15 protein-coding genes are annotated in these 18,588 nt (G+C 64.1%); 8 read left to right on the top strand and 7 right to left on the bottom strand.

All coding sequences use genetic code 11. The features are described from left to right. Positions 1-121 precede the first annotated feature (121 nt). On the bottom strand, positions 122-1,963 hold the full coding sequence (locus QZY48_RS04970) for a phosphatidylserine decarboxylase (protein ID WP_295428533.1): 1,842 nt from the start codon (positions 1,961-1,963) through the stop codon (positions 122-124). Between the two features lie 206 nt (positions 1,964-2,169). On the opposite strand from QZY48_RS04970, the gene QZY48_RS04965 reads away from it, so the two are divergent. The 4 genes from QZY48_RS04965 to QZY48_RS04950 all read left to right on the top strand — a co-directional run bounded on the left by QZY48_RS04965 (position 2,170) and on the right by QZY48_RS04950 (position 6,688). Continuing rightward, complete coding sequence (locus QZY48_RS04965; RefSeq protein WP_295428531.1) at positions 2,170-2,454, top strand: hypothetical protein; 285 nt, start codon at positions 2,170-2,172, stop codon at positions 2,452-2,454. Between the two features lie 2 nt (positions 2,455-2,456). Then, entirely contained in the window at positions 2,457-3,689 is a 1,233-nt protein-coding gene (locus QZY48_RS04960) for a glycosyltransferase family 4 protein (protein WP_295428528.1), read from the top strand. Continuing rightward, positions 3,686-5,080: a glycosyltransferase gene (locus QZY48_RS04955; RefSeq protein ID WP_295428525.1), complete on the top strand. Its 1,395-nt coding sequence runs from the start codon at positions 3,686-3,688 to the stop codon at positions 5,078-5,080. Before QZY48_RS04960 ends, QZY48_RS04955 begins: the two co-directional genes overlap by 4 nt. 132 nt (positions 5,081-5,212) lie before the next feature. After that, on the top strand, positions 5,213-6,688 hold the full coding sequence (locus tag QZY48_RS04950) for an MOP flippase family protein (RefSeq protein ID WP_295428522.1): 1,476 nt from the start codon (positions 5,213-5,215) through the stop codon (positions 6,686-6,688). Positions 6,689-6,723: 35 nt separating this feature from the next. Here QZY48_RS04950 and QZY48_RS04945 read toward each other — a convergent pair whose 3' ends face one another. The 6 genes from QZY48_RS04945 to QZY48_RS04920 form a co-directional block, all read right to left on the bottom strand. Next, on the bottom strand, positions 6,724-7,662 hold the full coding sequence (locus tag QZY48_RS04945) for a class I SAM-dependent methyltransferase (protein ID WP_295428519.1): 939 nt from the start codon (positions 7,660-7,662) through the stop codon (positions 6,724-6,726). Between the two features lie 28 nt (positions 7,663-7,690). Further along, positions 7,691-8,890 carry a glycosyltransferase family 4 protein gene (locus tag QZY48_RS04940; RefSeq protein ID WP_295428516.1) on the bottom strand — a complete coding sequence of 400 codons (1,200 nt, stop codon included), beginning with the start codon at positions 8,888-8,890 and terminating at the stop codon, positions 7,691-7,693. Between the two features lie 77 nt (positions 8,891-8,967). Further along, complete coding sequence (locus tag QZY48_RS04935; RefSeq protein ID WP_295428513.1) at positions 8,968-10,128, bottom strand: beta-L-arabinofuranosidase domain-containing protein; 1,161 nt, start codon at positions 10,126-10,128, stop codon at positions 8,968-8,970. 655 nt (positions 10,129-10,783) lie between these two features. Continuing rightward, a complete protein-coding gene (locus tag QZY48_RS04930) occupies positions 10,784-11,569 on the bottom strand; it encodes an adenosylcobinamide-GDP ribazoletransferase (protein ID WP_295428510.1) in 786 nt (261 codons plus the stop codon). A 6-nt stretch (positions 11,570-11,575) separates the two neighbouring features. Continuing rightward, complete coding sequence (locus tag QZY48_RS04925; protein ID WP_295428507.1) at positions 11,576-12,163, bottom strand: histidine phosphatase family protein; 588 nt, start codon at positions 12,161-12,163, stop codon at positions 11,576-11,578. Between the two features lie 242 nt (positions 12,164-12,405). Further along, the gene (locus QZY48_RS04920; RefSeq protein ID WP_295428505.1) at positions 12,406-12,927 is read right to left on the bottom strand and encodes a TIGR00645 family protein; all 522 of its coding nucleotides are present in this window, start codon (positions 12,925-12,927) and stop codon (positions 12,406-12,408) included. A 210-nt stretch (positions 12,928-13,137) separates the two neighbouring features. Here QZY48_RS04920 and QZY48_RS04915 point away from each other — a divergent pair, with 210 nt between their 5' ends. From QZY48_RS04915 to QZY48_RS04900, 4 genes are all read left to right on the top strand, one after another. Further along, positions 13,138-14,787, top strand: a complete 1,650-nt coding sequence (locus QZY48_RS04915; protein ID WP_295428503.1) for a tetrathionate reductase family octaheme c-type cytochrome — start codon at positions 13,138-13,140, stop codon at positions 14,785-14,787. Further along, positions 14,784-15,437 carry a cytochrome b/b6 domain-containing protein gene (locus QZY48_RS04910; protein ID WP_295428500.1) on the top strand — a complete coding sequence of 218 codons (654 nt, stop codon included), beginning with the start codon at positions 14,784-14,786 and terminating at the stop codon, positions 15,435-15,437. Before QZY48_RS04915 ends, QZY48_RS04910 begins: the two co-directional genes overlap by 4 nt. A gap of 200 nt (positions 15,438-15,637) precedes the next feature. Further along, positions 15,638-17,059 carry a hypothetical protein gene (locus tag QZY48_RS04905; RefSeq protein ID WP_295428497.1) on the top strand — a complete coding sequence of 474 codons (1,422 nt, stop codon included), beginning with the start codon at positions 15,638-15,640 and terminating at the stop codon, positions 17,057-17,059. Next, positions 17,056-18,552, top strand: coding sequence for a hypothetical protein (locus tag QZY48_RS04900; RefSeq protein ID WP_295428493.1), 1,497 nt, complete (start codon positions 17,056-17,058; stop codon positions 18,550-18,552). Before QZY48_RS04905 ends, QZY48_RS04900 begins: the two co-directional genes overlap by 4 nt. The last annotated feature ends 36 nt before the right edge of the window (positions 18,553-18,588 follow it).

Raw genomic sequence — 18,588 nt, 5'->3', positions numbered from 1 at the left:
CCGCCAAATTGCATCGCTTCTTCGATTACGACAACGACAACGACAACGACAACGACAACGATCGTGTTGCTTTTAACTTCTTCTTGACTCGTTACTTAGGCAAGTCGCGACCGCCCTGCGATCAATACCGGGCGACGATGGTCTCGCCACCTTTGATGGGCTCGTCACTGCGCTTGCGCCGCCGGTTCTGGAGTTGCGGCGTCACCGCCACCGAGGCCGCGAGCGGCAGTTCCAGCACCACGGTGCTGCCGAAAAGGATATGCCCCAGGCGCTGCCCCGCGACCACCGCCTCACCGGGTTTGACGAAGGTCGCGATGCGCCGCGCCCAGATGCTCGAGATCTGACGCACCACGACCTCGCCGATTACGGTGTCGATCCGCACCACCGCCTGCACCGGGAACAGATAATCGTGCTCGTACTCCCAGGGGTCGACGAACCAGCGGCGCTCGTCTTCGCTGCCGGCGACCACCCGCCGACCGCTCTCCTCGACGCTCAGAACGGTGCCGGCGAGGGGCACGCGCTGTACATGGACGTCATAGAAATTCATGGAGATGTCGATCACCTTGCGGCCGTTGCGCTCAAAGACATTGCGCACCACCCCGTCGGCCGGCGAGACGATGATTCGCGGCTCGCGCGGCACCGTGCGCCGCGGGTCGCGGGTGAAATACGCAACGAAGCTCTTGCGCGGCTCCTCATGGCGTTTGAGACTATCCATGATTTCCATGGGCGGCCAGCGGATATCCGGCGGGACCACCTTGATGAAATACTCATAGAGCCCGGGGAAGCGATCCAGCAGCCACAGCAGCACCCGTTTCACCCGCAGCAGGACGGCCTTATACCGATCGACCAGATAGGGCATCGGGTCATCACCGGCGCGCAAGGCGTAGACCTTCTCGCCGACAAGGGATAGACGGTATTCGTCGGCCGATAAGTCGCCGGCCTGCATCGCCGCCTGCGCGGCTCGCGTATCGTTGACCCGATCGACCCAGAGGACCGGCGCGGCCGTCGGTGTCATTTCCCCGATCGGCCGACCCAGCAAGTCCAGATAGGCGGCATAGGGAATATTGACCCCATTCGCCGGCGCCACCCCGCTTTGATAGTCCGTGCGGCCAATGGTCGGCTCGATGACAAAAAAGTCGCCGCTCGCCGGGTCCTGTTTGAACTCAAGTGAGGCCAAACCGCGCACGCCAACCGCGCGCAGGAGCGCCAGCGTCGCCGCCGTGACCTCGGGAGCGGTGGCTGGAAGCGCACTGGCGGTATTGCCGGTACCCCTCGGCCAACTGCGCACCTTGCGCCCAGTGAAGTGCACCTTGGCGTCACCGTTGCGATCACACCAGGTCAGGCAAAAATAGATATCAGCGTCCGCTCCGGCAATGAATTGCTGAAAGAGCAGCGGCTCGCCCCAGGGAAACTCCGCAAAACGGCCCAACAGGTCCCGTTCGGTATCCAAGCGCAGGGCACGCGCCTTGAAATAGGCGTCGAAGCGACCACCCTTGGCGAGCGGTTTGGCGATCAACGGCAGGCCCACATGGCGCGCCGCGGCGAGCACCCCCGCCGCGGTGTCCACCCGTTGCGTGCGGGGCACGCGCAACCCCTGCGCGGCGGCGATCCGGGCGAAGCACACCTTGTCGTTCAATTGCCCGAGCAGTGCGTCATCCGGCAGGTTGAACAGGTAAAAAGGGGCGAGCCGCGCCCGGTGTCGGCTGACGATCGCGACGGTGTGCTCCATCGTCATAAACAAGGGGCGCGGCCCGCCCGGCCGGCGCCCGATGTCCAGCAACCGATCCACGATCGCCTCGCTGCGCTCGTCCGGGGTCGCGAGGACCCGGCAAAACCGCGAACGAGCGGTGGGCATCCGCGGCACGGAGGTCAGACCCAGCACGGGGACCCCGGCCCGGCCCAGGGCTCGAACCACCCCCAACCCGTTGGTCTCGAGACCAACGACAACGGCTTCGGTGTTCACAGAACAGTCAATCTCCTGCCCGACATTGATAGACGCCGGCCCGACGAAGGACCGATTTACCCGATTTCCGGGGGGCGCTGCCTGCCGCCAGGTACCATTGTACGGGAATTGTCGGACGCCCGGCCGGGGCTCGCCGGGTGGCTCCGGCTCCGGCTCGACCCACGCGGCCGCCGGTACCCTGACTGGCAGCACCTCGCACCGCACGCATGACGATAGACGCCACGCTGGACGTTACCAGTCAGGAGGGTCAATATATCGCCGTCGTGCCCACCGGCGCCGGCCGCACCGCCTGCCGCAGCAGCGAGGTGCGGCCGCAGAGGATGCGGGGACGGCGTCGCCAACCGACCCGCGAGAATGACGATAAAGAATCCTTGATTATGCCGCGCAAGCCCCGCAAAGACTCTCAGATCGTCTTGCACTACCTTGAGGATGCCACCGTCGTCGGCGGCTTGGTCCGTCTGCCGTTGCGAGCCTTCCAGGGCGGTAACTGACGATGAAGTGTCTCATGTTCGCAAGCATCTTTCCGCCGATCAATGGCGGTTCCGCGGTCGTTTATGAGGGCCTGTGTCAATTCAGCCCAAAGGACAGCGTCCATGTCCTGGCGCCGTGGCGCCACTATGTCACCGGCGAAGAGATCGCGGGCTGGCGGGAGTATGACGCCAAGGCCGGGTTTCCTATCACCCGGATCGAGTTGCTGCGCGCACCGGTGGTCAGTTCGCGCTCCCTGCCGCAGTCCCTATGGCTTCATCTGGCCGTCGACCTGCCGCTCAAGCTGCGCGTACTATGGACCGCCGTGAAGCTGGTGCGCAAGGAAAAGATCGACTGCGTCTGTATCTGTGAACTCAACTCCGGCACCTGGCTGGGACTCGCCCTGCGGCGCCTGCTGGGTATTCCCTTCATCATCTACATCCACGGTGAAGAGGTCACCACCGAGTCCTCCTATCGTATCTTCGGACGCCGCCGTCGTCACTACCTGCATTGGGCCGATGCTCTGGTCGCGGTCAGCCAGTTCACGCGCCGCCAACTGATCGACCTGTACGGCATCGCCTGCGAAAAGATCACACTGATCATCAACGGCGTCGATGTATCTTACTTTCGCCCGGGACCCACCGATGCTGCCCTTATCGCGCGCTACGGCCTCGCGGGCAAGCGGATCATTCTCACCGTCGGGCGGCTGGTCGAGCGTAAGGGCATCGACATGACCCTGCGCGCCCTGCCGTCCGTCCTGGAGCGGGTTCCCAATGCCCACTACCTGATCGTGGGCACCGGTGAGTTCGAGCCCGAGCTGCGCCGCCTGGTCGAGGACCTGCGCCTCACACCCCATGTCACCTTTACCGGCCGCATCCCGGTGGCGGAATTGGTCGCCCACTATCGGCTCTGTGACCTGTTTGTGATGCCCAATCGCGAGCTCGAAAATCACGACACCGAGGGCTTCGGTCTGGTTTTTTTGGAGGCCAACGCCTGCGCCAAGCCCGTGGTTGCGGGCGTGGCCGGGGGCGCCGTGGAGGCGGTACGCCATGGCGAGACCGGATTGAGCGTCGATGGCACCAGTGTGACGGCGATCACCGCCGCCATCGTCGATCTGCTCACCGATGACGCCAAACGCCAGGCCATGGGGCAGCGCGGGTTGGAGGTGGCCCAGCAGTGCAAATCCGCCGACCGGGCGCCGATTTTTTATGCATTGTGCGAGCGGGTCGCAAAGACCCATAGGAGGCGTTGGTGGTGAACCCGCATCCGGCCGGCAAGACGGTGTTGTTTGTCGCCGGCGAGTTCCCGCCTATCAAGACCATTGGGCGTCTGCGTGCAACCAAGTTCGTCGAGCATCTGCGCGATGACGGCTGGAGTCCCATCGTCCTCACCATTGCGGCAGATCCCGGCACGCCCGGCTACGACCCTGCCTTGGAGGCCGAGGTTCCCGCCGGTATTGAGATCATTCGCGTACCCTGGTCGACGATCGAGGCCCGTGTCGTCTCCGGCATCAAGGGCCTGCTCGGGCGCCCGAGCGCGCCGTCCTCGGCGGCCAGCGCGGGCCCGCCCCCCGGGGCGCCGCAGGCGTCATCCGACGCTGCCCGCCCCCCTTTGTACCCGCGCGACCTGGCATTGAGTGCCGTCAAGTGGACGATCCGCAACTGGGTCGAAGTGCCCGACAATTACGGTGGTTGGGCCAATCGCGCACTGGCGGCGGCGCGTGAATTGTGTCGGACTCGCACCGTCGATCTCGTCTTCACCACCCTGCCCCCGTTCAGCGCGGCCAAGATCGGCTATCGGCTGAAACGTGAATTCGGCATCCCGTGGGTCGTCGATTATCGTGACCTCTGGGTGGGCGACGTCCTGCGGGAATGGGTCGGACCGGTGCGCGGGCGTATCGAGCAATCCCTGGAACGTCGTTACATGCGGGCCGCGGACCTGATCGTTGCCGTGTCCGAGCAAAAGACCGAGTTCCTGAAGACCCACCTGCCGAATAGCCCGGCGCGCCGGGAAACCCTGACCAACGGTTACGACCCCGAGATCTTCGCGCCCTATCTGGCCGAACCCCGGCAGCCCCACGACACCATCGACTTCGTCTTCACCGGGCGCCTGTTCAAGAACCGGCGCGGCTACGCATTTGCCGAGGCCCTGGGCCAACTGGCCGAGCGCGAGCCGCGGCTGCGCAGCCGGGTACGGGTACATATCCTGGGCGGGGTTTCCCCGGAGATCCGCGCCCGGTATGATGAAATCCTGGCGCGCTACGGACTCGCCGACGTCTATCGCTTCGCCGGCGACATCCCCTACCACGAGGCGATGCGTGCGCAAGTCCAGGCGGACTACCTGCTGCTGATCGTCGACACCGGCGCCACCGCGAGCGGCGTCATCCCCGGCAAGTTGTTTGAATACGTCGCCGCACGACGCCCGATCTTTGCCTTGACGGACCCTGGCGCCACGCAGGAGATCATCGAGCGCGGACGCCTCGGCATCGCGGTTCCCGCCGAGGATGTCGCCGCTTGCCGCACGGCGCTCGCGCAGTGGCTGGGGCGCCCAGTCCCTGAGCGGCTTGATGCCGATGAACAATACCTTGCCCAGTTCGATCGGCGCCAGATCAGCGCTCGTCTAAGCCGCTTGCTGCAGCAGTTGGTTTAGTCAACCCCGACGCGGCAGCGCGTCCCTGCGGACCCTGCCGTTGGGGTCCGGTCGGACCGGTTGCCGCACCAGTTACGCCCCGTGCCGCGGTCCATCGACCGCGCTCGTCGCCAAGGAAACCCTCGCCAGCCCATGAGCTTACTTCTGCGCATCGCCAAAGGCGCGGCCTGGACCGCCGGCGCCCAGTGGGTCGTTCAACTCACCCAGTTCGCCACCAGCATCGTGCTTGCCCGCATGCTCTCGCCCAGCGACTACGGATTGGTCGGCCTGGCGCTCGTGTATACCGGTTTCGTCACGCTCGTCGCGAACCTTGGGATGGGTCCGGCCCTGATCCAGCGCCGCACCATTGACGACGGTCACATCTGCGCCGCCTTCTGGGGAACGGCCGCCGTCAGCGTCATCCTGTTCCTTTTTTCCGTGGTCGCCGCCCCCGCGGTGGCAGATTTTTTTAACCAGCCGCAGTTGGTGGCGATCGTGCGCGTTACCGCGATTGCTATCTTGTTCAGCCCGCTCAATTCCATTTTGTACAGCCTGCTGAGCCGTCAGATGGCTTTTCGCTCGCTGGCCCTCGTGGATGTCGCCGGGGCTATCGCTTCTCAGGGGGCCGCGCTCATCTTTGCCGTGTCCGGCTGGGGCGTCTGGGCCATCGTCATCGCGCAACTGGCAAATCCGCTGGTGCGCCTGCTCCTCCTATTCAGACTCAATCGCTGGTTGCCGTCATGGCGATTCGACCCGCAACGCTTCGCAGCGTTATTCGCCTTCAGCAGCCATTTGATTGGATTCAATTTCGTCAACTACTTCGCGCGCAACCTGGATAAAGTCATTATCGGCCGATTTCTCGGGTCAGCTGCATTGGGCTATTATGACATGAGCTATCAGATCATGCTCAAGCCCTTGCAGAACGTATCCCAGACCATCAGCTCGCCGTTGCTTCCGGCCCTATCCTCGATACAAGAGGAGAAGGCGCAGGCCAGCGAAGTCTATCGCCGGGTGACCACTTATATTGCCCTCATTACATTCCCGATGATGACCGGGATCGCGCTGGTGGCGGGAGACTTTGTGCCCATAGTGCTGGGTAACAAATGGGAACCTGCAGTCCCGATCATACGGATTCTATGTTTCGTCGGGGCAATACAATCGGTCGGCAGTACCGTCGGCGACGTTTATCTCTCCCAAGGCCGCAGTGATATAATGCTCAAATGGGCGTTGGCGACGACCCCACTCTTTGGCGCTGCGTTCTACCTCGGGACCACCTGGGGTATCGTGGGGGTAGCGATATGTTATGCAGCAGTGAATGTGCCGCTCTGGATTACCGCCCACCACATCGCCAACCGATTGATCGGCCTCGAGCCGACGAGATTCTGGAGGTCTCTTCTCCCCGCGACTGTTATCTCCCTGATCATGGCGGCGGCAGTGATCACAACCCAGATGCTGTGCGATTTCTACAACATCGACCCACGGGTTCGTCTTGGCACCGCAATCGCAACCGGCGTCGCTTGCTGCGGTCTGTTATTATTTGTGAGCTCCAACCAGGATATTGGCGCGATACGTAAGAGAGCGCTTGAGCAACTCCGCCCTTTGCTCTTGAGGTGTCGAGCCACTCGCTAAGTGCGGCCCGGTCCGGCGCTATCGGCGAGGCCTCGCTAATCACCGCGCTGATAGACAGCCATGATATTAAGTCCGGGCGTCCATCTCTTCGTCGCGGCCTGAAGCAGCAGCGTCACCCGCCACGGCACTTTCGATAGTAAATAATACAGAGCAGGCCGCGTCTGTCGCAAATGAGTAAGGTACACCGACCAGAAATACCCAACATCCTGCAGCGGCTCCTCACGCATCATAATCGGCGAGAGCGGAAAAAAATTACCTATGCGCTCCAAAGCGCTACGATTCCATAACCCCATATGGTGGGGCGGAAGATTCAACGCATGGAGCCGATCAAATTTATAGGGATACGGGTTGTTGTTCGGAACACCGACGATCAACTTCCCACCCGGACTCAATACTGCGCAAACCGCGCGCAAAAAAGAACCGACATCAGGCACATGCTCTAAAACCTGGAACGTACATACTGCATCGAATTGACCAACGCGACGATCGGCAAATTCCTCAATCCGCTGTCCAACCATATTCAAGCCACGTTCCAGTCCAATCTCCAGCGCACGAGGATTCAATTCGAGGCCGCAGACGTTTTTTCCGAACTCGTCGCGTAACCGGGCCAGAAAATTGCCGGTCCCGGAGCCAATTTCCAGAATACGATGTGAGTCAGCCAGTGCGGCCACCGCCTCGCCATGCTCCCATCGCCAGGACGCATAATACTCGTCGTTACGCTGAAGTTTGGCGTAAAACGGCGCATCTGCCGCCAATTCGTACGGAAAATAGAAGCGATAGCCGGTATCATCACACCGGAAGACCTGGATTGACTGCAAAGGGCCAAACATCGACTCAACATCGACGCCGATGGCACGATACGCAGCAATCACGTCCGTGACTGCTATTTGGTCAATCAGTGATACCCGCCCAGTTCCGGTAACTGGACTAAGTGGAATCTCTGAAATTGTGGCTGGCGATATTGCCGTGATCATCACACCCCTCGTTGTCTGAATGAGAGCATCATCGCCCCAAGCGCTTGACGCCGCATCTATTTCCTTTCAGAACCGAATCGTATATGCAATTGTATCCTGCGGCCATGCCCTCCGCTTGGAAATCGGCGCGCACCTTCTCCTGCAGCCGCTGGCCCAATCGATCGCGCAGCGCTGGCTCCGCCGCAACACGGGCCAGCGCGACGACCAAGGCGGGCACGTCCTCAACTGGAACCATGATCCCGTTCACCCCGTTCTCGATGATCTCCTCAAACGCAGGTATCCGTGTACAAATCACTAGGGCGCCTAAGGCGCCTGCTTCCAGCAGTGCGTAAGCAAAGCCCTCCCGGCGTGAAGGCAAGAGCACGGCGACGGCCCGACTCATTAGACGCAGCACATCATCGTGTATAACCTGACCAACCAGGCGCACCCGTTCCTGACATCCTAACTCGGCAACCAGCGTTTCATATTCTGGCCGACCCTCTCCTTCCCCCACGATCAGGAGGTGGAGGCGTCCAGCCTCCGCAGGTAATTCTGCCCATGCGCGTAACGCCAGGTCGTGGCCCTTATAGCTGTCTAATGACCCGACTAGAATCACAAAGGGTTCCGGCACCGGCTCCAGCCACTGGGCTACCAGTGGTCCAGCGCTGACCCCGCGAGCCGGAAGCTGCAGACCGTTGTAGACGCAAATCACCGGACCGATACCAGGAAACAACCGTTCGGCATCCCTCGCTAACCACCTAGACACACCGATAATCCTTGCGGCACCGCGTAACGCGAACTTAACGAGCCATTGACTCAGCTTGTGCTGCGCGGAAAACGCGGCCACGTCGCTGCCATGCAGGGTGACCACGTAGGGCGGCCCCCCGATCCAGCGCAGAACCCTCAGATACATATGGTAATCCTTAGCCACTTGGGCATGTATCAGATCGATGCCTTGCGTACTCATCAATGAGCGCAAGGTCAGAAGGGTACGTGGAAACTCCAAGATCCAACCAAAAAAATCTGCTAGCGGACGACCCCCGCCATACGGCATCCGCAGCCGCAGTGAAAAGACGTCGATTCCGTCCGCTTCACCGCGACGCAGGGACTCGACACTCCAGTCTCCGGGGACGAACACCGACACCTTGTGGCGCAGTTGAAGTTGGGTTGCGAGATTGACCACCATGGCATCGACGCCACCCTGAATCTCGGGATAGCGTAGGAGCGTTAGCAGCAGAATGTGGGACATGGCACCCGGAACTGGAAGGAAAGCAGGTCAATGTCCGACGGTCCGCCGCCGACACACCGAAGAAACACTGAAATTGATCAGCCGTAAAAGGCGGACGCCGCCCCCCCATCCGCCCGACGCAGGACATCCTCCATCATCAGCGCATCGACGAAATACTTGGTCGCCCAGTTGGGGTACTGCCAGGGATGATAACCGCCGTTGACGGGATGGGACCCCTTGATCCCGCCGCGTTCGGCATCGCTTCCCGACAGCGCCTGGGTCGTCTTCAGGAAGCGGTTGATCGTTCTTACGCCGTCGCGAAACCGCTCGCCGCCGCGCAGTTGAAAGACCCGGCCCCAATTGACGGCCATCTGCGCGTTGCCGGTCAGGCAGGAGTAGCGTACCGTCGGGCGCCAGGCGGCATCGAAGCGCCCCGGCAGGCGCCCGTGGTGCGGGAGTCGGTCGAGCACCGCGGTGCCGATGCGGCACGCCGCATCAATGAAATCGTCACGCCCGGCGATGGCCCCGACCTCCAGCAGCCCACGCATGGCATAGGCGATGGTGTGAACAAAGGGCTGGGTATCGTCCTGCAGGCAATTGTGCGCCAGCCAACCCTGGTCGTTGCGCTGCGTCAGGGCCCAGTCGCAATTGCCTACGGCACGCTCGAGATAGCGCCGGTCGCCGGACATCTCATAGGCGCGAGCCAGCGCCCAAGCGGTGCGCGTGTTATAGGTATTGACATGACGCGAGGTCATCGGTGAGCCGAAGCGGCGCCAGCAGCCGTCGGGGTCCTGGGCGGCGCACAGCCAATCGGCGGCACGGACGGCGGCGGCCCGGTAGCGCTCGTCGCCTTCGACTTCAAAGGCCCGCACCCAGCCGAACAGGACCTGGCCGGTATTGAAAACAGTGGGTTGATCGGAATCGCCCAAGGCCCCGGCGACGACCCCGCCATCCGGAAACTGTAGCGCACACTCCCAGTCGGTCATCCGCCGGGCCCGTGCCCGCGCGTCCGCGTCCCCGTAGACCGCGGCGTAGCGGTAGAGGGTAGGAATGATATAGCCGGTGGTTTCGGGGTAGGACCTGGCCCAACTGCCGGGGCGCACGAACCAGGCCTGTGCCACACCGTCGTCCGGCGTCGCGTCTTGGGCCCGCCGCAGCCAATCGACCGCCGCACGCAGATGGGTGCCGTTATCCTGCGGCTCGCTGCGGTCCAAACCGATGCGTTCGCGAAGAACACGTATGCGTTGCGTCAGATTCACTGCTGATGGATGGGGCCTTGGCGGCGTGACAATTGCTTCCCGGAGAATAGCGTTTCGTCCCCCCGCCCGCAAGCGGGAAGAGACGGGGACGGCCTGCCGCCGGCCCCGGAACCGCGATCCCGGCGGGACCATGGCGAGCGGCAGACCAGCGGCGGGGCTGCTCACCCCGGGCAAGATCCGGGTCGCCGACGCACGTAAGCTGGTCGATTCCGTCGGGCCGACAGCGGTCCCGGCCCGCGGGTCGGAAAATTCCAACAGGCTTGTGGGAAATTTCGCCGGGTGCCACGAGAGCCTCTTCCCTATCGGGCAGGCGGGCGGGCGCCTATCCTTACTCTCGAAAGGACAGACTCAGGGTCGGAAACAGGACACCGGGCGCCATGCGGGAGCAACGGGAGGTGCTGGACAGGGACACGGAGCAAGGTCCGGGGCAGTTCCAAGGATGTGAGGCCCCACGACTGGCGCAGGGACCAGAGGGATTGGACGAGATCGACCGAATTCGCTGCACGGACGCGGTTTGGATAGGGATTTTGGCCAGGGAGGGCACTCTTGCCACCCGCCGACGCTCGGACCCGGACCGAGCGTCGGCGGGTTTTCCTGTTGGCGCTGTTGGCGTGGCCGCGTTTGGGTTCATTTGCGGCCGGATACTCTTTTTGGGTTAACGCATCGCCAGCACCAGGATCAGCAGGGCCTCGGTCAATTCCACCAGCGCGCCCGCGGTGTCCCCGGTGAACCCGCCCAGACGACCCATCAGGGCCCGCCGCAGCAGCCAGTAAAGGAGTGCCGCCGCGCCCACGAGCAGCAGGCCCACCCATCCCAGGACCACCACCCCGGCACCCACACTCAGCCCAACGACCAGGCGCGCGGCCCCCGCGGGGGCGTGGCGCGCCGGGTCGGCGGCCATGCCGCCGGGGCGGGCATAGGGCGTGGTCAGCAGGAGCAGGGGCAACTGCGCGCGCGCCAGCACGGGCACCCACAGGAGCGCCCAGGTGTCCCCCGCCCCGATCAGGGTCTCCAAGCCGGCGAACTTGGCGATCAGAATCAGGATCAGGGCACTGACCCCGGCGGGTCCGCTGCTGGGGTCCTTCATAATGGCGAGCGTCCGCTCGCGATTGCCCAGCCCGCCGACCCAGGCGTCCACGGTGTCCGCCAGACCATCGAGGTGCAGCCCGCCGGTCGACCAGACCCACAGGCCCAGCACCAGGGCCGCCGCGACTCCGGCCGGCCGCGCCAGGACCGTCGGCCCCAGCAGGAAGGCGACGGCCGCGAGCACGAGCCCCAGGACCAGTCCAATCACCGGATACCAGGGGACCGCTCGACCGCGTTCGGCCGGCGTGGCCGCACCCGGGTCCGGAAACGGGTAGCGGGTCAGGAAGCGGCCGGCGATCCAAAGCGGGCGCAGTCCAGACTGATCCGCGAGCCACGCGGTTAACCCTCTTCTCATCACGGCTCAGGACGCTGACGCGGCATGGGAGACGAGGCTCGGCCGACCCGGCGGCGCGGGCAGTCGCAACCGGGTCACGCAGGCGGGCGGTACCTCGAGTTGGAGGCCGGAGCAGTCGTCCATCCCCAACACCTGGGCGAGGATGACCCGCAAAGTCCCGCCATGGGTCAGGACCAAGGTGTGCGCCGCGCCGGCCGCGAGGAGCGCCTGCCAGCCGTCGAGCACCCGTCGCCTGAAGGCGGCGAAGGGCTCGGCCCCGGGTGGGGTGTAGCCCACCGGGTCGTCCCAGAAGCGGGTAAGCTCAGCGGCGGGAATCTGGTCGGCCGCGAGCCCCTCCCAGTGGCCGAAGCGACGTTCACTGAAGGCCTCGGACAGGTCCATGGGCAGGCCCCGTTCGGCTGCCAAGGCGCCGGCAAAGTCCGCGCAACGGCGCGCCGGGGAACTGACGATGTGGCGGATGGCCGGCTCCCGCGTCGCGGCGCGGCGCAACTGCGCCCAGCCCGCGGCGCTCAGGGCGTCGTCGCAAGCCCCGCGAAACCGTGGGCCGCCGACGACATCGCCATGCCGCATCAGGATGATAAAGCGATCAGACATCAGCGGTTACCGTGAAAGTCCCCTGCGTAGCCAGGCCATCCTGGCCTGGCCAGGCTGGAACAGTCAGGGCTGGAAGCCCTGACTACGCAGGCTCGTTCACCAGCGATCGGCATGACTTTCATCTGCCGGGGTGGCGCGGGCGCCATGACCGTTAGCCGGAAAATCGCGGGGCGACCCCGCGCGGTGCGGCAACGGCTCACCCACCCCTCAAAAAACCGTGTTTGCAGTCAGGATGAGAGGGCTCAGTGCTTCGCATCGGTCCCGTCATCGTCGCGATGGCTGGCGAAGGCGATGCGATCCAGCACCCCCATCAAGAGCGCCGATACGACGAAGGTCAGGTGCAGGATCACGTACCACATGAGCTTGTCGTTGGGGGTATTTTCGATGTTGACGAACTTCTGCAACAGGTGGATGGAGGAGATCGCCACGATGGACGCCGCCACCTTGAGCTTCAGGGTCCCCGCATCGAGCTTGCCCAGCCACCCCAGCTTGTCGTCCCCCTCCCCGATATCCAGGCGCGAGACGAAATTCTCGTAGCCCGAGAACATCACCATCACCACCAGGCTGGCCACCAGGGACAGGTCGATCAGGGCGAGCACGCCCAGGATCATGTCGGACTCGCTCACCTGCCAGACATGGGCCAGGTGCCAGACTTCCTCGAAAAACTTGATGCCGAGCAACAAGAGGGTCAGAGAAAGACCAAGATAGACGGGGGCCAGCAGCCAGCGGCTCGCAAACAACGCGCGTTCGATCAAACGTTCCACAACCAATCTCTCCGCAAGAATCTCCAGGGCCGCTAGTGTCGGCGCCGCCGCCGCGCCCGTCAACGCGGACCGCGCCGCCGATCTGGCCGCGCCTTGCGAATTGTCAATGACACACTGGCCGACCTCGTGCAGCATCGGGCGCCGGACCGGGACTGGTCCTGACCCAAAAAATAGCCGGACATAGCCCTGCATCCCCGGAGGACAACAACCATGCGTACCCTGCTCGGCATCGTGCTTGCCCTGGCACTGATGCCACTCACCCCCGCCCAGGCGCGGAGTAACTGGCCGACCCCGCCGATCGAGGGCGATGCCGCCGCCCAGGTCTCAGGCCCCCTGACCGGCGGCAGCGCCGACCATAGCAAATTCAAGGTCCTCAAGGGACCTTTCGCCGCGGGTCCGGAGGTCACCCGGGCCTGTCTCACCTGCCACACCGAGACCGGCCGGCACTTCATGAAGAACATCCACTGGACCTGGGACTTCACCGACCCGGACTCCCACCAGCAACTCGGCAAGAGGCACCTGGTCAACAACTTCTGCACCAATGCCCGGGGCAATGAGGGGATGTGCGCCCAGTGCCACGCCGGCTACGGCTGGAAGGACGAGACCTTCGATTTCACCAACCAGGACAACATCGACTGCCTGGTCTGTCACGACCACACCGGCACCTATTACAAGACCCCCAACAGCAGCGGCAACAAGGCCTGTGCCGTGATGTTCGAGGGGCTGCCCGCCATGAATCTGGTCGCGATCGCCCAGAGCGTCGGGCTGCCGCAGCGCGCCAACTGCGGCGCCTGCCACTTCAACGGCGGCGGCGGGGACAACGTCAAGCATGGCGACCTGTCCTCGGCCCTCAAGCACCCGCCCCGGGATCTGGACGTGCACATGTCCCCGAACGGGCAGAATTTCTCCTGCACCGCCTGCCATGTCACGCGCGACCACGTCTGGGCCGGCAGCCGCTATGCCATCATCGCCAAGGACGAGGTCGGCGCCGGCCGCCCCGGTCAGCGCCGCGACGTGGCCACCTGCGAGTCGTGCCACGGCATGGCGCCCCACCAGTCCGGCTCGGTCGAGCACCGCAAGCTCAACCATCACGTCGCCTCGGTCGCCTGCCAGACCTGCCATATCCCCGCACTCGCCCGCGGCGGGGTCGCCACCGTGGTGGATTGGGACTGGCGCACCGCCGGCCGGACCAAAGACGGCGAGGGCTTCCACGAAAGCAAGTACACCCAGGGCAACGGGGAGGAGCGCTACACCTATAAGTCCATCAAGGGCACCTTCACCTACGGGGAGAATGTCATTCCCCAATACGGCTGGTTCGACGGCCAGATGCGCTATACCACCGTCGACACCCATTTCGACATCAAGCAGCAGCCCATCCCCATCAACGCCTACGAGGGCTCGCGCGAAGACGGGCGCTCGCGCATCTGGCCCTTCAAGCGGATGCGGACCTGGCAGCCCTTCGACACCGGCAACGGCACCCTGGTCTATACCCACCTGTGGGGCGACGATACCGACGCCTACTGGGGCAACTACGACATGGGCAAGGCCATTGCGCACGGCATGAAACAGTTCGACCTCCCCTACTCCGGCTCCTGGGGCTTCCTGGAGACCGTCTCCTACTGGCCCATCACCCACATGGTCGCCCCCAAGGAGGGCGCGCTGGGCTGCCGCGAGTGCCACAGCAAGAACGGACGCCTGGGCCAGATCACGGGCGTCTACCTGCCCGGACGGGACCGCAGCCGCTGGCTGGATCTCGCCGGGATCTTCCTGGTCTCCGGCACCCTCGGCGGCGCTCTGGCCCACGGCCTGCTTCGCCGAATCCTGCGCCGCAAGAACCGCCCTGAGGGGAGTCAGTCATGAGTACGCGTGAAGTCCTGATCTATTCGCACTTTGAACGCTTCTGGCACTGGACTCAGATGGCCCTGATTTTTACCATGCTCGTTACAGGTTTTGCCATCCACGGGCTCCATGACTGGATCAGCTTCGATCGGGCCGTGACCCTGCACACCCTGGCCGCCCTGGCGCTCCTGGGCCTATGGGTCCTCGCCACCTTCTGGCTCTTCACCACCGGCAACTGGAAGCACTACCTGCCCACCGCCCGCGGACTTGGACAGGTGGTGCGCTTCTATTCCTACGGGATCTTCCTGGGCGAACGCCACCCCTACCGCAAGGCCTTCTGGCGCAAGCACAATCCGCTCCAGGCCATCGCCTACCTGGCGCTCAAGGGCGTGCTCTTCCCGCTCATCTGGGCCTCCGGGATCGCCTATCTGCTGTACTTCGCCTGGGGCGACAACCCCGGCGCCGCCGCCTGGCTGCAATGGGTCGCCCTGGTCCACACCGCCACCGCCTATGCGATCCTCGCCTTTGTCGTCATGCATGTGTACATGCTGACCATCGGCGGCTCCTTCGCGCACCACGTCACGCCCATGCTCACCGGGTTCGACAAGGTCGAACTCAGTCCGGAGGAGGAGGCCTATCTGATCCAGGACGAACCGAGCCACATCCGCTGACCCCCCCCGGTGCCCCCCCCGGGGCGCACCGAGACTGTCGAACCCGCCGCGGTCCCCCACCGCACCGCGAGTGCCGACGACCGCACCGGCGATCGGACCGCGCGCCGGTCGCTAGCCCTGAGCGCCGCGGCGTGCGATCCTGTCGGCCCCGGCCCCGCGCAACCCGCGTCGGCGGGCCGCCGCCCCGAGCCCCCTCGACCATGCACATTTCGACCTTCACCAAGATCGCTGTCGGCTACTGCCTGATGGAAGTCGCGACCTATATGGTCTTTCTGTCGACCAACCGCCTGCCCTCCCTGAGCGCCATGTTCACCGAATCGCCGATCGTGTTTTGGGTCTACGTCACCACGGTGATCATGGCGGCCACCTACGGTCGACGGGCGCACCATCGGATCGCGCGCGTGGCCCGCCGCGCGCTGCCCGACACCCCCGGGAGCGATCGCCTGGCGGTCATGTTTCCGGCCATCCGCGTCTTCTCCGATCCGATCCGCTATACCAATCGCCACCCGCACTACCTGAACCGGCTCGCCTACCTGATGATTGGGTTTGCGTCGCTGATCCTGCTCCGGACGCTGTTCTTTCCCGCAACCATCCCCGACGATGGCGGTCATGCCATGGAGTTGCTGACCCTGCTCACCATCCCGGCCTTCTGCTTGATCGTGCTGGGCGAGGAGTATTATCGCGGCTATCTGTTTCAATTGCGGTATCTGCGCCGCCTGCACGCCAAGACCGAGTTGGCCGAACGTGCCATCTATGACGCCGAGGTACTGCGCGTCAAGAACAAGGAGCAGGAGGACGTGATGGCCCTGGTGGCCCACAAATTCCGCGGGTCGCTCGATCGCATCGTCTATAACACCGAGCATGAGAACAGCCCCTGGGTGCACCGCGAGGCGGTCAACACCATGCGCGGCCTGCTTGATATTTTCGGCTTGATCTCCACCGATACGCAGGTGCTGCGTCATAAATTGCAGGACGATCAGGCGGGCCCCGCGACCCTGGAGCAGGTCGTCGTCCGCTCCCTGGGGCTCGCCCTGGGGCAGCTCCTGTCCCAGCGCGGCAGCGAGCGCATTCAGCAGCATTTTCTGTGCTACGCCCGCCGCACCGGATTGGTCCCGAGCGCGCTGCGGCTGCGCGCCTGGCATGAGCAGCACGGAGTGCTGGCCGAACGCCTGCGCGGCGAATGGGAGGAGTCGCTCATGGCACTGCTCCCGCAGGCGGGGCTCGGCACCCTGTGCGACTGGGTCGGCGAGCGCTTCTTCCCGTTTCAGACCATCGGCTTTGCGCAGTCCCCCATCTGCTTCACACCGTTTGGGACGACCGGCTCGTTTCTCACGATCCTGTGCACCGAGTCCTTTACCAACCTCTTCAAGTACTACGCCGCCGACGACTGCGCCCCGGCCCGCGCCTGGTGGCACGCCGCGGGCCCCCAGGTCGAGTTCGGGGTATGCAACCCCACGACCCCGAGCGCAGCGGCCATGGTCAAGGGTAGCGGCCGCGGCCACGATTTTCTGCATCTGCTGATCGAGAAACTCGCGGGCCGCGTGAGCACCGTCGCCGACGGGCATACCTTCACGTTGGCCCTGCAATTGCCGGCGAACCTGTTTCTGGAGTACCCCCAATGAGCGATTTTCTGTGGATCGAGGACTTTGAAGGCGACCTGCGGGCGACCGTGGACCAGGTCTTCGGGCTGGCCGGGTGTCCGACCGCCATGCCCGACCTCAAGGCCTGGCTGGGCGCGCACGGGATTACGCTCAAGACCACCTTCTTCGATGCCTACCGCCTGGTGCGCGACCCCGCGCAATTGGCCGCCATCGATTATGTAGTGATCGATATCGACCTCAAGCCCTATGAGGATTACGACCTGGACGACCCGCAAGCGGTGGCCGAAATCGATCGGTTCCTGCGCGAGAAGCGGTATCTCAAGGAGAGCGCGGGCCACACCGAGCCCTTGGGGCCTGCCTGGCGCGCCGCGGTCAGCGAGCTCAAGAAGGTCGCCGGTTATCACATCTTCACCGAACTGCTGATCGAGGCCGGGTTTCCGAAGCGGCATATCCTCTTCTGCTCCAATCACGGCGATCAACTGACCTCCATCGCCAGCGCCTTCGAGGCGGCCAAGCTCGCCGCGCCCGTCATCTATACCAAGCGCGATGAGACAGTGCGCCGCTGGATAGCCGACAAGCAGGCCGACGCCTACTCGGTCCTGCGCCGCGGCATCCTGATGGGCTGCGCCGCGGCCGAGGACCTGATGGATCGGCGGGGCGATGATGGGCTGGTGTTTTCGCTCTTCTTCAAGCGCGAAGATGAACCGGAGTGGCCCCCGGGGCCGGCCTCTCCGGACTATGTGCGGGACTATCTGGCAAGCATGACCGCGCTCCTGCCACTGTGTGCCCCGACCTCCACGGAGCAGCGTAAACAGCGCTACCGCATCCTCCTGCACGCGCTCAGCCGCGAATGGGACAACCGCGCCAAGGTCAACCACCTACCCGACAAGTCCACCTATATGGCGAGCTACGGGACCATCCTGAAAGAGGTGCGTAACTGGGCCTCCCACACCCAATTGCTCGATGATCTGAGCGAGGCCGACGTCGCCTTCATCTTCATGGCCGACCTGCGCGCCATGTTCGCCTTCCCGCGTGAGTGCCAGCCCCATGAGCGCCTGCTGCTGGGGCTGCTCGGGCGCACCTTCGGGGAGTTGGCCGAGGGCGTGACCGCCGACCTCATCGGCGCCGATGCCGAGGGGCGCCGACTGCCGCTGGATCGGATCTATTTCGAAACCAAGCGCATGCTCGGGGAACGCCGCAGCGCGGACGACAACGACCCCTACTACGATCAACTGATTCGGGAATTGGAAAAGGACACCCCGAACCGGGTCGACGAGCGCGACCGGCAATTCTTCCTGCAAAGCCTCTATCGTATGTTCTGGTTTTACCCGAGCCGCATGCGCCGGGTAAAGTACGGCTGGACGCCGGTCAGCGACACCGGTGAGGCGACGCTCTTTCGCCACTGTGACTTCTCCCGCACCCAGCGCGAGAGCTTCGCCTTCCAACTGGCCCGGCGCATCCTGATCCGCGCCTTTCCCGAGTCGTTCGCATCCCTGGCCAACCCTGCTAAGTAACGAGTCAAGAACAAGCTGGACACAATCGTTGTCGTT

The sequence above is a fragment of the uncultured Thiodictyon sp. genome (genome assembly GCF_903828115.1).
GTDB lineage: Bacteria > Pseudomonadota > Gammaproteobacteria > Chromatiales > Chromatiaceae > Thiodictyon.
Note: the sequence above shows the minus strand (reverse complement) of the source record. Positions and strands in the feature narration are given on the sequence as shown.